This window comes from Citrobacter cronae (genome assembly GCF_016893685.1).
Lineage (GTDB): Bacteria > Pseudomonadota > Gammaproteobacteria > Enterobacterales > Enterobacteriaceae > Citrobacter > Citrobacter werkmanii.
Map to the genome: position 1 here is coordinate 4,988,098 of NZ_CP069763.1, position 15,505 is coordinate 5,003,602.

Annotated in this window: 14 protein-coding genes; 3 read left to right on the forward strand and 11 right to left on the reverse strand. The window is 54.4% G+C overall.

Going from position 1 to position 15,505, the window contains the following annotated elements:
• Positions 1-324: 324 nt before the first annotated feature.
• The gene (gene purL, locus JSN25_RS21590; RefSeq protein ID WP_204525342.1) at positions 325-4,212 is read right to left on the reverse strand and encodes a phosphoribosylformylglycinamidine synthase; all 3,888 of its coding nucleotides are present in this window, start codon (positions 4,210-4,212) and stop codon (positions 325-327) included.
• Between the two features lie 257 nt (positions 4,213-4,469).
• Between purL and mltF the strand changes: the two genes are divergently transcribed.
• Entirely contained in the window at positions 4,470-6,020 is a 1,551-nt protein-coding gene (mltF, locus tag JSN25_RS21595; RefSeq protein ID WP_085049302.1) for a membrane-bound lytic murein transglycosylase MltF, read from the forward strand.
• Positions 6,021-6,060: 40 nt separating this feature from the next.
• Here mltF and tadA read toward each other — a convergent pair whose 3' ends face one another.
• Genes tadA through murQ form a run of 4 tightly spaced genes read right to left on the reverse strand, consistent with a single transcriptional unit; the run spans position 6,061 to position 9,522 of the window.
• On the reverse strand, positions 6,061-6,558 hold the full coding sequence (gene tadA / locus JSN25_RS21600) for a tRNA adenosine(34) deaminase TadA (protein ID WP_038642688.1): 498 nt from the start codon (positions 6,556-6,558) through the stop codon (positions 6,061-6,063).
• Between the two features lie 57 nt (positions 6,559-6,615).
• Positions 6,616-7,251, reverse strand: a complete 636-nt coding sequence (yfhb, locus tag JSN25_RS21605; RefSeq protein WP_038642689.1) for a phosphatidylglycerophosphatase C — start codon at positions 7,249-7,251, stop codon at positions 6,616-6,618.
• A 3-nt stretch (positions 7,252-7,254) separates the two neighbouring features.
• Positions 7,255-8,619: a PTS transporter subunit EIIC gene (locus JSN25_RS21610; RefSeq protein ID WP_204525343.1), complete on the reverse strand. Its 1,365-nt coding sequence runs from the start codon at positions 8,617-8,619 to the stop codon at positions 7,255-7,257.
• A gap of 9 nt (positions 8,620-8,628) precedes the next feature.
• Positions 8,629-9,522, reverse strand: a complete 894-nt coding sequence (gene murQ / locus JSN25_RS21615) for an N-acetylmuramic acid 6-phosphate etherase (RefSeq protein WP_085049329.1) — start codon at positions 9,520-9,522, stop codon at positions 8,629-8,631.
• Positions 9,523-9,639: 117 nt separating this feature from the next.
• Here murQ and JSN25_RS21620 point away from each other — a divergent pair, with 117 nt between their 5' ends.
• Both JSN25_RS21620 and JSN25_RS21625 read left to right on the forward strand, forming a co-directional pair.
• Positions 9,640-10,488, forward strand: coding sequence for a MurR/RpiR family transcriptional regulator (locus JSN25_RS21620; RefSeq protein ID WP_085049300.1), 849 nt, complete (start codon positions 9,640-9,642; stop codon positions 10,486-10,488).
• A 55-nt stretch (positions 10,489-10,543) separates the two neighbouring features.
• On the forward strand, positions 10,544-10,804 hold the full coding sequence (locus JSN25_RS21625) for a YfhL family 4Fe-4S dicluster ferredoxin (protein WP_038642696.1): 261 nt from the start codon (positions 10,544-10,546) through the stop codon (positions 10,802-10,804).
• Here the strand turns inward: JSN25_RS21625 and acpS are convergent.
• The 6 genes from acpS to lepB form a co-directional block, all read right to left on the reverse strand.
• Complete coding sequence (acpS, locus tag JSN25_RS21630) at positions 10,801-11,181, reverse strand: holo-ACP synthase (RefSeq protein ID WP_038642698.1); 381 nt, start codon at positions 11,179-11,181, stop codon at positions 10,801-10,803. The genes JSN25_RS21625 and acpS overlap by 4 nt on opposite strands.
• Positions 11,181-11,912 (reverse strand): pyridoxine 5'-phosphate synthase, encoded by a 732-nt coding sequence (gene pdxJ / locus JSN25_RS21635; RefSeq protein WP_003838383.1) that lies wholly within the window; start codon positions 11,910-11,912, stop codon positions 11,181-11,183. The genes acpS and pdxJ overlap by 1 nt, the downstream gene beginning before the upstream one ends.
• An 11-nt stretch (positions 11,913-11,923) precedes the next feature.
• Positions 11,924-12,652 (reverse strand): DNA repair protein RecO, encoded by a 729-nt coding sequence (gene recO / locus JSN25_RS21640; protein ID WP_038642700.1) that lies wholly within the window; start codon positions 12,650-12,652, stop codon positions 11,924-11,926.
• Between the two features lie 11 nt (positions 12,653-12,663).
• Complete coding sequence (gene era, locus JSN25_RS21645) at positions 12,664-13,569, reverse strand: GTPase Era (RefSeq protein WP_042306656.1); 906 nt, start codon at positions 13,567-13,569, stop codon at positions 12,664-12,666.
• Positions 13,566-14,246: a ribonuclease III gene (gene rnc, locus JSN25_RS21650; RefSeq protein ID WP_003037579.1), complete on the reverse strand. Its 681-nt coding sequence runs from the start codon at positions 14,244-14,246 to the stop codon at positions 13,566-13,568. The genes era and rnc overlap by 4 nt, the downstream gene beginning before the upstream one ends.
• Positions 14,247-14,515: 269 nt before the next feature.
• Positions 14,516-15,490 (reverse strand): signal peptidase I, encoded by a 975-nt coding sequence (gene lepB, locus JSN25_RS21655; RefSeq protein ID WP_038642704.1) that lies wholly within the window; start codon positions 15,488-15,490, stop codon positions 14,516-14,518.
• Positions 15,491-15,505 lie beyond the last annotated feature (15 nt).

The window sequence follows — 15,505 nt, forward strand, 5'->3', positions numbered from 1 at the left end:
CAAAACACTTTGTTAACACAATGATAGATATGAAGAATATCGTTGTTCATGCAAAAAATGGTTCTGCCGGTTTTTTGCACTTTCTGTCGCCAATCAGCAACAGCTGTAGCACTTAAAAACAAAACCATTATAAATCATATAATTAAATGTCTCTTTTTGACGACATCGTCACCCCGCCCATGTCGGGATTTCCCGACACTTTAATTTTGCGGCATAAGCACTGAGTTTATTGCCGGATGGCGGCGTAAACGCCTTATCCGGCCTACAAAGAGACAGGCAAAAAAAAAGCCCCTCGCAGGAGGGGCTTAATGGCTATCGGGCTAATTAACCGAGCTGTTTGCGCGCGTTGCGGAAAATACGCATCCACGGGCTGTCTTCGCCCCAGTTTTCCGGGTGCCAGGAGTTAGCCACGGTGCGGAACACACGTTCCGGGTGCGGCATCATAATGGTGACGCGACCATTTTCAGTGGTAACGGCAGTAATACCGTTCGGCGAACCGTTCGGGTTCGCCGGGTAGGTTTCGGTCACCTTACCGAAGTTATCAACGTAGCGCAGCGCCACCAGGCCTTTGCTCTCAAGCTGAGCCAGATGCGCGTCGTCACGCACTTCCACACGGCCTTCACCGTGAGAAACGGCAATCGGCATCATCGAACCAACCATGTCGGAGAGCAGTAAAGACGGGCTTTGCGTCACTTCGACCAGGCTGAAGCGGGCTTCAAAACGATCGGAGTGGTTACGCACAAAGCGCGGCCACAGGTCGCTTCCCGGGATCAGTTCGCGCAGGTTAGACATCATCTGACAACCGTTACACACGCCCAGCGCCAGCGTTTGCGGGCGATGGAAGAAGGTTTCAAACTCATCACGGACGCGGTTGTTGAACAGAATCGACTTCGCCCAGCCCTCCCCGGCGCCGAGCACATCACCGTAAGAGAAGCCGCCACAGGCTACCAGCGCCTGGAAATTCCCCAGACCGATACGTCCGCCCAGCAGATCGCTCATGTGCACGTCGATAGCATCGAAGCCCGCACGATGGAAAGCGGCCGCCATCTCGACGTGGGAGTTAACGCCCTGCTCACGCAGTACAGCGACTTTAGGACGTGCGCCGGTGGCGATGTACGGGGCAGCAACATCTTCGTTGATATCGAACGTCAGTTTAACGTTGAGGCCAGGATCGGCGTCGTTGGTTTTAGCGTCGTGTTCCTGATCGGCGCACTCCGGGTTGTCGCGCAGACGCTGCATCTGCCAGGTGGTTTCTGCCCACCACATACGCAGGGTAGTACGGCTTTCGCTGAACACCGGCTGTCCGTTAGCGGAGAGAGTGAAGCGGTCGCCTTCCACGGCTTTGCCGAGGTAGTGTACGCAGTCTGCCAGGCCGTTGGCCGCCAGAATGGCTTCCACCGCGTCACGGTCAGCGGCGCAAACCTGGATCACCGCGCCCAGTTCTTCGTTAAACAGCGCTGCCAGACGATCGTCGCCCAGCGTGCTGATATCAGCCTCAATACCACAGTGCCCGGTGAAAGCCATTTCCGCCAGCGTCACCAGCAAGCCGCCGTCGGAGCGATCGTGGTAAGCCAGCAGCTTGCGCTGTGCGACCAGCGCCTGCATGGCCTCGTAGAAGCCTTTCAACTGCGCCACATCACGTACGTCGGCCGGTTTGTCGCCCAGTTGGCGGTAAACCTGCGCCAGCGCGGTCGCGCCGAGTGCGTTGTGGCTCAGACCAAGGTCAATTAACAGCAGGGCATTATCTTCAGTAGAGAGCTGCGGAGTAATGGTGTGGCGCACGTCTTCCACGCGGGCAAAAGCGGTGATCACCAGTGACAACGGCGAGGTCATTTCGCGCTGTTCGTTGCCTTCCTGCCAGCGGGTCTTCATCGACATGGAGTCTTTACCCACCGGAATGGTCAGGCCAAGCGCCGGACATAATTCTTCCCCGACGGCTTTTACCGCTTCGTATAACCCGGCATCTTCACCCGGGTGACCCGCAGCCGCCATCCAGTTTGCGGAGAGTTTAATGCGTTTGATGTCGCCAATCTGTGTTGCCGCAATGTTAGTCAGCGCTTCACCTACCGCCAGACGGGCAGAAGCTGCGAAGTCCAGCAGAGCGACTGGCGCACGTTCGCCGATAGACATCGCTTCACCATAGTAGCTATCAAGACTGGCGGTGGTCACCGCACAGTTAGCCACCGGGATCTGCCACGGCCCGACCATCTGGTCACGCGCCACCATACCGGTAACGGTACGGTCGCCGATGGTTACGAGGAAGGTTTTTTCCGCGACGGTCGGCAGATGCAGTACGCGGTTCACCGCATCGGCAATCGAGATTTCGCCACGATTCAGGGCATCACCCTTCGCTTTCAGCGTCTGCACGTCGCGGGTCATCTTCGGCGTTTTGCCCAGCAACACGTCCAGCGGCATATCGATCGGCTGGTTGTCGAAGTGGCTGTCGCTCAGGGTCAGATGCTGCTCTTCGGTGGCTTCGCCAATCACCGCGTACGGCGCGCGCTCACGCTTACACAGCTCGTCAAACAACGGCAACTGGTCAGCGGCCACCGCCAGCACGTAACGTTCCTGAGATTCGTTACACCAGATTTCCAGCGGGCTCATACCCGGCTCGTCGCTGAGGATATCGCGCAACTGGAATTTACCGCCGCGACCGCCATCGCTTACCAGCTCCGGCATGGCGTTGGACAGACCGCCCGCGCCGACGTCGTGAATAAACAGAATCGGGTTGGCATCGCCCATCTGCCAGCAGCGGTCGATAACTTCCTGACAACGGCGTTCCATTTCCGGGTTATCGCGTTGTACGGAGGCGAAGTCGAGATCGGCATCAGACTGACCGGAAGCCATAGAGGATGCAGCGCCACCGCCGAGGCCGATGTTCATCGCCGGACCGCCGAGAACGATCAGCTTCGCGCCGACGACGATCTCGCCTTTCTGCACGTGATCGGCGCGGATGTTGCCGATCCCGCCCGCCAGCATGATCGGCTTGTGGTAGCCGCGCAGCTCTTCACCGTTGTGGCTGTTAACCTTCTCTTCGTAAGTTCGGAAGTAGCCGGTCAGCGCCGGGCGACCAAATTCATTATTAAACGCCGCGCCGCCTAATGGCCCTTCGGTCATGATATCCAGCGCGGTAACGATACGGTCCGGCTTACCAAAGTCTTCTTCCCATGGCTGTTCAAAGCCCGGAATACGCAGGTTGGAAACGGAGAAGCCCACCAGCCCGGCTTTCGGCTTCGCGCCGCGCCCGGTTGCGCCTTCATCACGAATTTCACCGCCGGATCCGGTTGCCGCGCCCGGCCACGGAGAGATGGCGGTCGGGTGGTTGTGAGTTTCTACCTTCATCAGGATATGGGCTGGCTCCTGATGGAAATCGTAGCGACCGGTTTTGTGGTCGGCAAAGTAGCGCCCCACTTCAGAACCTTCCATCACCGCGGCGTTGTCTTTATAGGCGGACAGCACGTGGTCCGGGGTGGTTTCAAAGGTATTTTTGATCATCTTAAACAGCGACTTCGGCTGCTGTTTACCGTCGATAACCCAGTCGGCGTTAAAAATCTTGTGGCGACAGTGCTCAGAGTTGGCCTGCGCGAACATGTACAGTTCGATGTCGTTCGGGTTGCGCCCCAGTTTGCTGAACGCGTCCTGCAGATAGTCGATTTCATCCTCCGCCAATGCCAGGCCGAGACGCACGTTGGCGTCAATCAGCGCCTGACGGCCCTCACCCAGCAGATCGACGCTGGAGACCGGCGCAGGCTGGTGATGCGCAAAGAGTTTTTCGGCATCGTTTAGCGCAGAGAAAACCGTTTCCATCATGCGGTCGTGCAGTACGTCGGCAACCTCCTGCCACTGCTCCGCAGTCAGCGTAGACGCTTCGACATAGTAAGCAACGCCACGTTCCAGGCGGCTAATCTGTTGTAGGCCGCAATTGTGGGCAATATCAGTCGCTTTAGAAGACCACGGGGAGATGGTGCCCGGACGAGGGGTGACCAGCAGCAATTTGCCCTCAGGTGCGTGGCTGTGAAGAGCAGGACCATATTTCAGCAGGCGTGCAAGCTGCGCGTGCTCATCTTTATTCAACGGTGCGTTCAGATCGGCAAAATGGACGTACTCGGCGTAAATATTGTGGACCTGGAGGTTGGCAGCCTGAAAACGTGCCAGCAGTTTGTTAATACGGAATGCAGACAGTGCAGGTGAACCACGCAGAATTTCCATCATAAGTCTCTCGTCTTCTAAGCTTTCGGTGTGCCCAAGTGGGGGAAACGGGCGGTATTATAAAGAATCTACCGCGCCGACGAAACCGTTTGCGTCGAAATAAAATCGCGGCCTCGTCTTATCATCAAATGCGGTCTGTTTTCTGAATAAGTTGCCAACTGACGCAAGTTTAAGCAAAATGCCGCTCATTAATGACGACTTCACTTCTTAAACAACACTACAGCAGGCAGAGACAACGTACGGTTCAGAGAATTAACTAATTGAAAAAATTAAAGATTAATTATCTGTTCATCGGCATATTAACGCTGTTGTTGGCAGCGGCCCTCTGGCCATCTATTCCCTGGTTCGGTAAAGCCGAAAATCGTATCGCCGCCATTCAGTCGCGGGGAGAACTGCGCGTCAGTACCATTGACTCGCCATTAACTTATGCGACCCTCAACGGCAAAAAATTCGGTCTGGATTATGAACTGGCCCAGGCGTTCGCCAACTATTTAGGCGTGAAATTAAAAATCACCGTGCGCCAGAACATCAGCCAGCTGTTTGACGACCTGGATAACGGTAATGCCGATCTGTTAGCCGCAGGTCTGGTGTATAACAGCGAGCGGGTGAAAAATTACCAGCCCGGCCCGACCTATTACTCGGTGTCACAACAGTTGGTGTATCGGGTTGGGCAATATCGCCCTCGAACCCTGGCTAGCGTGAATGAAAATCAGTTGACTATCGCCCCGGGACATGTGGTGGTTAACGATCTCCAGCAGCTAAAAGAGAAAAAATTTCCCGACCTGAGCTGGAAAGTGGATGACAAAAAGGGCACCACTGAACTACTTGATGATGTCATCGCCGGTAAGCTGGATTACACCATTGCCGATTCCGTCGCCATCAGCCTGTACCAACGCGTACACCCTGAGCTGGCCGTCGCGCTGGACGTCTCCGACGAACAGCCGGTGACCTGGTTTAGTCGTCTGGACGATGACAATACGCTGGCCGCTGCCCTGTTGGATTTCTTTAATTCCATGAACGAAGAGGGTTCCCTGGCAAGACTGGAAGAGAAATATCTTGGGCATGGCGATGATTTTGACTATGTCGACACCCGCACCTTTTTGCGCGCCGTAGACAGCGTGTTGCCAGACCTCAAGCCGCTGTTTGAGAAGTATGCGCAGGAAATAGACTGGCGACTGCTTGCCGCGATCTCTTATCAGGAGTCGCACTGGGACGCGCAGGCCACTTCTCCGACCGGCGTACGCGGACTGATGATGTTGACCAAAAATACCGCCCAGAGTCTCGGGCTGACTGACCGTACCGATGCCGAACAGAGCATCAGCGGCGGCGCGCGTTATTTGCAGGATATGATGAGTAAAGTGCCGGATACCGTCCCGGAAGGGGAACGGATCTGGTTTGCGCTTGCCGCCTACAATATGGGTTATGCGCATATGCTGGACGCGCGGGCGCTGACGGTCAAAACCAAAGGCAATCCGAATAGCTGGTCCGATGTAAAACAGCGTCTACCGCTGCTCAGCCAAAAGCCGTATTACAACAAGCTGACCTATGGCTATGCGCGTGGTCATGAAGCCTACGCCTATGTCGAAAATATCCGTAAATACCAGATAAGCCTGGTGGGATATCTGCAAGAAAAAGAAAAGCAGGCGCAGGAAACGCAGCAACTGGCGCAGGATTACCCGGCGGTGTCGCCCGCGGAGTTATTAGGTAAAGAGAAATTCCCGCTTTCCGCGTTTCTGTCTCAGACGTCGTCAAACTACCTGACGCACTCCCCTTCCCTGCTGTTTTCAGCGCAAAAGAAAGAGGAAAAGTAGTCTTATCGGCCTGATAAACATCAGGCAATCAGACCGGCATTTACGCATTGGCGGATTTTTTCAGGGCTTTAATTTCCTGACGACGCATACGAAAGAAATCGCTGAGCAGCGTGGCGCATTCATCCCGCAGGACTCCCTCTGTCACTTCAACCCGATGATTCATTCCAGGGTGATGTAGCACGTCAATTAATGAACCCGCCGCCCCCGTTTTCGCATCGCGCGCGCCAAAAACCACCCGGCCGATACGGCTGTGCACCATCGCGCCGGCGCACATCACGCACGGCTCCAGAGTGACGTACAACGTGGCATCCAACAGACGGTAATTTTGCAGCACCAGGCCGCCCTGACGCAGCGCCATAATTTCAGCGTGGGCCGTGGGATCATGGTGACCAATCGGCCGGTTCCAGCCTTCGCCAATGACGCGGTTATTATGCACTAATACTGCGCCCACCGGGACTTCACGCTCATCCCAGGCGCGCTTAGCCAGCGTTAAAGCATGACGCATCCAGTATTCGTGGCTAAATTCAACTTCAGACAAAGGGGGTAACTCCAGTAATCAAAGCGGGCGCATTATACACAGACGCTATCGTTTACTCTATTCGAGTTGTTGCAGTTCCCCACGCGGCGTGACGCGCCAGCGATGCTGGCAAAAAGAGAGCAGCGGGTTGTCCTGCTTACTGTCGCTATAACCACTATAAAGTTGCAGCGGCGCGCCAATCTGACGTTCCAGCTGTGTCACTTTCTCATGCCCCAGACAACGCAGAGGCAGCACCCAGCCACCATATCCTCGCGCCATTTTACTGGCGATCAGATTGACGCGCGGTAGCCACGGGGTATCAAAGTAAACCTGTTCCACCAGCGACTGTGGGGAGCCGGTGATAAGCCAGATGTCGGCGTCAGAACTTAACAGATAAGTGGTCAGCCGCTGCTGTACGAGCGGAAACGCCGTCACGTTATCGCGAAACCAACGTACAAAATCGGCCTGGTGCGCTTTCAGACGCGCCTCGCTACGACCAAAAGTGCATCCCCACAACAGCAGGCTCATTGGCCAGCGGGCCGCACGTCCTTTTATCAACAACGCCAGCGCAATCACCGGTAACAGAGGCAGCACAAGCAGCACGTTCAGCGGCTGACGACGCAGCAGATAACGTATAAAACTCCCGAACATATCCTGCTGATGTAACGTGCCATCCAAATCAAAAAAGACAACGCGGCGCTGGTGATTGGTCAAACTTTATTCCTCTGGATCGTTGAACCCCAATAGCCAGGTAAACAGAAACCCGGCAATAACTGCTACCAGATAGCCTAACAGATAGAACATCACTTTTCCGGCAACAATCGTTAATGCCAGCGGTAATCCTGAGATACCAAAGGTGATAACCGTCGCCACTTTCCAGTAGCTTATCAGTGCCCCGCCTACCGCTCCGCCAAGACAGGCACCGATAAACGGCTTACCCAACGGCAGCGTAACGCCAAAAATCAGCGGTTCGCCAATCCCCAACAATCCAACCGGCAACGCCCCTTTGATCACCTTTTTTAGTCGTGCGTTGCGGGTTTTCATCAGCACCGCAATCGCAGCACCGATTTGCCCAACACCCGCCATTGCAAGGATTGGGAAGAGCGCGTTATAACCATGCGCCTGCACCAGTTCGACGTGGATAGGCACTAACCCCTGATGAAGCCCGGTGAGCACCAGCGGCAGGAAGGTTCCCGCCAGTATAGCGCCGACCAGAAAACCGCCGCGATCGATAGCCCAGGATGCGCCGTGAGCGATAGATTCGGAAATCCAACCGCCCAACGGTTGCAGCGCCACTATCGCAATAGCCCCGGTAATAATGGTGGTCAGCAGTGGGTTAAGGATCAGTTCCAGTGATTCCGGCAGCAGTTCGCGGAATTTGCGTTCGATCCAGCACATCAACGCTACCACCAACAGCACGGCGATTACCCCGCCGCGCCCCGGCTGCAGCGTTTCGCCAAACAGGGTAATTTGCGCCAGTTGCGGACTGGAGAGGATCCCCGCCATCACTCCGCCCATCGCCAGAGAACCGCCAAAGACTTTAGCGGTATTCACCCCGACCAGAATATTCATAATGGCAAACACGGCGCTGCCAAATATGCCCATCAGTCCAAGTAAATTCGGATAGTGGGTCGCAAAATCCCCGACGATATCCGGTCGCTTAAGGATGTTAATAATGCCGGTAATTAAACCGGAGGCGATAAACGCCGGAATAAGAGGGATAAAGACGTTCGCCAGCTTACGCAGCGCATCGCTCATCGGCGCTTTGTATTTCGCTTTAGCCGCTGACTTCGTGCGCTCGATATCATGCGCATCGGTGCGCTCGCCGCCATCGGCAATCAGGGCGCGCATAGCATCCACCACCCTGGCGGCTTTCCCGGGGCCGACGATGATCTGGTGCTGTGCGCCCTGCTTCACGTAGCCGCTGACGCCGGACAGTTGCTTGAGTCGGGATACATCGAGCTGAGCCTCATCCCGGACTTCCACCCTGACACGGGTCATACAGTTTTCCAGGCGCAGAATATTTTTCTCTCCGCCAACGCCCAGCAGAATGTCGCTGGCCAGCACCTCCGTCTTATCCATATACACCTCTTAGTGTTCTAACGCCGCGCGTAAAAAACCCTGGTGAGCGGCAAGCTTTTCGCGGGCGGCAGCGGCGTCCAGGCCGGTGAGCGCCATTAAAATGGCGGGTTTAACCTCAAAGTCAGTCTGCTTTAACAGCGCTTGCGCCTGCTCACGCGCAATGCCAGTGGCCTCAACCACCATGCGACACGCCCGATCGACCAGTTTGACGTTGGTTGCCTGCATATCCACCATCAGGTTCTGATACACCTTGCCAAACTTCACCATCGCACCGGTGGAGATCATATTGAGCACCAGTTTTTGCGCAGTGCCGGATTTCAGTCGTGTTGACCCCGTCAGGGCCTCCGGCCCTACCACAGGGGAGATGGCAATATCCGCTTCATGAGCAATAGGAGAGTCCGGATTGCAGGAAATGGCCACCGTCGTACAGCCTACCGTCCGGGCATATTTCAGCCCACCAATTACATATGGCGTACGACCTGACGCCGCCAGACCAACCACCAGATCCTCTGGGGTAAGGTTAAGCGTACGCAGATCGTCTTCACCTAACTGCGGGTTATCTTCCGCGCCTTCAACCGCCTTCAGCAACGCGCCCGGTCCTCCGGCTATCAGGCCAACCACCAGACCGTGCGGTACGCCGAAAGTCGGTGGGCATTCAGAGGCATCCAGCACGCCAAGACGCCCGCTGGTACCCGCGCCCATGTATATAATGCGTCCGCCCGCTTTAAGCGCATCCGCCGCCGCATCGACCGCTCGCGCAACTTCAGGAAGAGTGGCTTTTACTGCTTGTGCTACCAGCGTATCCTGTTGATTAAAACGATGAACCAACTCCAGCGTGGAGAGCGCATCAAGATCCATGGTCTGAGGGTTACGGGTTTCTGAAACTAATGCACCGAGATTCATTTTTTGGTCCTTAGGAATTTTTAATTCATAATAATCTGTCATAATGGAATATTATATTCATCCAGGCGAGGGAAATTTTGTTTTGTAATCGCCATCACGTTTTCGCCAGGAGACAGCATGAACTGTTTAATTCGCATTCGTCAGCGTTACCCGGATCTCGCGCAAAGCGATAAAAAACTTGCGGATTATCTCCTTGCTCAACCAGATACCGCGCGTCATCTCAGCTCACAGCAGTTGGCCTTCGAAGCGGGCGTCAGCCAGTCCAGCGTGGTGAAGTTCGCGCAAAAATTGGGTTTTAAAGGATTTCCGGCACTGAAACTGGCGATTAGCGAAGCGCTGGCCAGTAATCCCAACCCCCATTCTGTTCCGGTGCATAACCAGATTCGGGGTGATGACCCGATGCGTCTGGTGGGCGAAAAGCTGATTCAGGAGAACGTGGCGGCGATGCATGCGACGCTGGATATTAACAGCGAAGAAAAACTGTTGGAGAGCGTCACGATGTTGCGCTCTGCCCGACGTATTATTCTGACCGGTATTGGCGCATCGGGTCTGGTCGCGCAGAACTTTGCCTGGAAGCTGTTGAAGATTGGTTTTAACGCGGTAGTCGAACGTGATATGCACGCCCTGCTGGCGACGGTGCAGGCGCTTTCACCAGGCGATTTGTTGCTGGCTATTTCGTACACCGGTGAGCGCCGCGAACTTAATCTGGCGGCAGATGAAACGCTGCGTACCGGGGCCAAAATTCTCGCCATCACCGGATTTACGCCCAATGCCCTGCAGCAACGTGCAAGTCATTGTCTGTATACGATTGCCGAGGAACAGGCTACGCGCAGCGCCGCGATCTCCTCCACCCACGCGCAAATGATGCTCACCGATTTACTGTTTATGGCGCTGGTGCAGCAGGATCTGGAGCATGCCCCGGAACGCATTCGTCACAGCGAAGCGCTGGTAAAAAAACTGGTCTGAGCAAAGAATGCGCGTATAATGCCCGCCCGATTTGTGATGTTTTGAGAGTTTCCTGATGGCCCTGTTAATCACTAAAAAGTGTATCAATTGCGATATGTGCGAACCTGAATGCCCGAATGAGGCGATTTCGATGGGTGACAGCATTTACGAGATTAACAGCGACAAATGTACGGAATGCGTAGGCCATTACGACACGCCAACCTGCCAGAAGGTGTGCCCGATCCCCAATACTATTTTGAAAGATCCGGCACATTTAGAGAGTGAAGAGCAGTTGTGGGATAAATTCGTCCAGATGCATCACGCGGACAAAATCTAACTTTCAATAATCACCGTGGCGCAGGCGTAGTGACGTTCATCGGCCAGCGTCACATGCATATGGGCGACGCCGAGTTTTTCCGCCAGGTTTAACGCCTCCCCCCATAACCGCAGACGCGGCTTACCGAGCTCGTCGTTGAAAACCTCAAACTGGTTGAATGCCAGGCCGTTGCGGATACCCGTACCAAAGGCTTTTGCTGCCGCTTCTTTAACCGCAAAACGCTTCGCCAGAAAACGCACCGGCTGCTGATGCGTCTCCCAGATTGCCCATTCGTTGTCGCTGAGCACGCGTCTTGCCAGACGGTCACCGGAGCGGGAGATCACCGCTTCAATGCGGGCAATCTCCACGATATCCGTACCTAATCCCAAAATCGCCATTAGCCACGCGCTTCCAGCATCAGGCGTTTCATTTCTACTACCGCGTCTTTCAGACCGCTCATCACTGCGCGTCCGATAATGGCATGACCGATGTTCAGTTCGTGCATTTCAGGGATCCGCGCGATGGCTTTAACGTTGTGGTACGTCAGGCCGTGACCCGCATTCACCTTCAGGCCAAGGCTTGCGGCAAAGGTCGCCGCTTTGGCGATACGCGCCAGTTCGCTGGCCTGTTCCGCGTCAGTTTTCGCATCAGCGTAACAGCCGGTGTGAATTTCAATAAACGGCGCGCCAACTTCAGCAGCGGCTTTAATCTGTTCTTCGTCGGCATCAATGAACAGTGAAACCAGAATGCCAGCATCCGCCAGGCGTTTACAGGCGTCGCGCATTTTGTCGCGTTGACCGGCGACGTCCAGACCACCTTCGGTGGTAACTTCCTGGCGTTTTTCCGGCACCAGGCAGCAAAAATGCGGCTTCGTCTCAACGGCAATGGCCAGCATCTCTTCGGTTACCGCCATTTCCAGATTCATACGGGTATCCAGCGTCTGGCGCAGAATACGCACGTCTCTGTCGGTAATATGGCGACGGTCTTCACGCAGATGTACGGTAATGCCGTCTGCGCCCGCCTGTTCAACGATAAACGCCGCCTGAACCGGGTCCGGGTATGCGGTGCCGCGTGCATTACGTAAAGTGGCAATGTGGTCAATGTTGACGCCTAACAGTAATTCAGCCATGACAATCCTCGTTAATCATTTTTAATTTTTACTGCGCGTTTTGGCATAAATTGCCGGAACAGTTCCCGGCTTTTTAACGGCTTACCACCAAGATACGGCTTTAACGCCATGCGGGTAAAGCGTTTCGCAGCGCGAAGCGTATCAGCATCCGGAAATTCACGCGACTCAAGCGCTTTCAGATGGCGTCCGGTAAAGGTGGCGTTATCAATCACTACACTTGCGATAAATCCTTTCTCTTCCCGATAGCGATAGGTCATGGTGTCATCTACCGGCTCACCGCTACCCGCGCAGTGGGTAAAATCCACGCCATAACCCAGATGACCGAGTAAAGCCAGTTCAAAGCGACGCAAGGCAGGCTCTGGCGAACCCGTCGCGCCTGCCAGCGCCTGAATACAGTTCAGGTAGTCGAAAAAGAGTTCAGAAAAGCGGGTCTCGTATTCAAGCACGCGTGAGATAAGCTCGTTGATATACAGACCGCTGTACAACGTAATACCGCTTAGAGGGAGTGCCAGAGAGACGGCTTCGGCGCTACGCAAGGTTTTGACCTCACCACGTCCACCAAAGCGAAGCAGTAACGGCGTAAAAGGCTGGAGGGCGCCTTTAAGATTGGAACGTTTGGAACGCGCGCCTTTGGCTACAAGGCGCACGCGGCCCGATTCTTCCGTGAAGACGTCCAGTACGAGGCTGGTTTCGCTCCACGGGCGGCTGTGCAGGACAAAAGCGCGTTGCCAGCCCTCCATCGGGGTTATTCTCAGAGATCGTCGCCGTAACCGAGGCTGCGCAGCGCGCGTTCGTCATCGGCCCAGCCGGATTTCACTTTCACCCACAGTTCAAGGTGAACAGGCGCTTCGAACATCTCCTGCATGTCTTTACGCGCTTCAATACCGATGGTTTTAATTTTGGCCCCTTTGTTGCCAATCACCATCTTCTTCTGCCCTTCACGTTCGACAAGGATCAGACCGTTGATATCGTAGCCGCCGCGCTCGTTAGAGATAAAACGCTCAATCTCAACGGTGACGGAGTACGGCAGTTCAGCGCCCAGAAAACGCATCAGCTTTTCACGGATGATTTCAGAGGCCATAAAGCGCTGAGAACGATCGGTGATGTAATCTTCCGGGAAGTGATGAATTGCTTCCGGCAGATGCTTGCGTACGATACCCGCAATGGTATCAACATTCAGACCGGTCTCGGCAGAGATCGGCACGATGTCGAGAAAGTTCATCTGGCTGGCCAGGAACTGCAGGTGCGGCAGCAGATCTGCTTTTTCCTGAACATTGTCTACTTTGTTCACCGCCAGAATTACCGGGGCTTTACCATCACGCAGCTTGTTGAGCACCATTTCGTCGTCCGGCGTCCAGCGAGTGCCTTCCACAACGAAAATCACCAGCTCAACATCACCAATCGAGCTGCTCGCCGCCTTGTTCATCAAGCGGTTAATGGCACGTTTTTCTTCCATATGCAGGCCCGGGGTATCAACATAAATCGCCTGATACGCGCCTTCGGTATGGATGCCAACAATACGGTGACGAGTTGTCTGAGCCTTACGAGAGGTAATAGAAATCTTCTGCCCAAGCAGATTATTCAACAAGGTGGATTTGCCAACGTTCGGGCGGCCGACGATGGCAATAAATCCGCAGTAAGTTTTATCGATGCTCATTCCAGCTCCAGTTTTTTCAACGCCTGTTCGGCGGCAGCCTGCTCAGCCTTACGACGGCTCGAACCTGTGCCAACCACCGGTTCACTCAGGCCGCTGACCTGGCAGTGGATAGTAAATTCTTGATCGTGAGCTTCACCACGGACCTGCACCACCAGGTAGGACGGCAGCGGCAGGTGGCGACCCTGCAAATATTCCTGCAGGCGCGTTTTCGGATCTTTTTGTTTGTCGCCTGGGCTAATTTCATCCAGACGGGTTTGATACCAATTCAGGATCAGTTGTTCAACGGTTTGAATATCGCTGTCGAGGAAGACGCCGCCGATCAAAGCTTCAACGGTGTCCGCCAGGATCGATTCACGACGGAAACCGCCGCTTTTCAGCTCGCCTGGCCCCAAACGTAAACATTCACCGAGGTCAAACTCACGGGCTAATTCTGCCAGCGTATTACCGCGAACCAGCGTCGCGCGCATGCGGCTCATATCACCTTCATCCACACGCGGGAAACGGTGATATAACGCATTAGCGATGACAAAGCTCAAAATAGAGTCGCCTAAAAATTCTAAACGCTCGTTATGTTTGCTGCTGGCGCTACGGTGAGTTAATGCCTGCTGCAACAGCTCCTGATGATTAAAAGTGTAGCCCAGCTTCCGTTGAAGCCGATTAATTACGATGGGGTTCATGCGATACCAATAAATGAATGCGTCAACAATTCAGCACACGAAACAGACCTGATATACGCCATTCACTTAGCCATCTGGCATCGTCTGAATGCTTTTGTATACAAACCAACGCTGTTTCGTGTGCCGTGGCAACCTGTCGGTGCCAACCTAAAACTTCGGGGGAATATTCTATACACAACGACAAGGGATGTCGTTAGTCTGCGGGAATTTATCCGAGAAATAATTCACGTTGTCGCCATAATGACGACAACGTGAACGATTATTAGCAATTAATGAATACCGCCAATACGGCTTAAACGCACGCCGGTCGGCCATTCACCCTCTTGCTTGTCGAAACTCATCCAGATTGCAGTCGCTTTACCCACCAGATTCGCTTCCGGCACAAATCCCCAGTAACGGCTGTCCGCGCTATTGTCACGGTTATCACCCATCATGAAGTAGTGTCCCGGTGGGACGATCCAGGTCGCTAGCTGCTGGCCAGGCTGACGGTAGTACATCCCTACCTGATCCTGCGCGATTGGCACGGTCAGAATGCGGTGCGTTACCTCACCGAGCGTTTCTTTACGTTCGGTGAGGCGAATACCGTTCTCTTTCGTTTCGTTCAACGGAACTTCAAAGAAACCGCTGGTCGCTTCCCCGCCGTTGCGACGAGCAAAGGTCTGCACAAAATCACTTGGCTGAACATCAGAGTAGGTTACCGGCAGCGCATTTTCACACGCCTGACCGGAGCTGCAACCAGGCTGAATAGTCACCTCTTTCGCCACCGGATCGTACGTCACTTTGTCTCCCGGTAAACCGACAGCGCGTTTGATGTAGTCCAGACGTGGATCTTCCGGGTATTTAAACACCACGATATCACCGCGTTTCGGATGGCCGGTTTCGATCAACGTTTTCTGGTAAATCGGATCTTTAATCCCGTAGGCGAATTTCTCCACCAGAATAAAGTCGCCAATCAACAGCGTCGGCATCATCGAACCTGACGGGATCTGGAACGGTTCATAAATAAACGAACGCACCACCAGCACGATAGCTAATACCGGGAAAACGGATGCGCCAGTTTCCAGCCAGCCCGGCTTAGGGGCCACTTTTTTCAGCGTTGCTTTATCCAGTGAATCACCTGCAGCAGCTTGCGCTGCTGCCTGACGCTCCCGGCGTTTTGGCGCGAAAATGAATTTATCTACGCACCATAAAATGCCCGTCACTAGTGTGGCAATCACCAGAATCAGGGCAAACATGTTCGCCATGCCAACTCCTTAAGA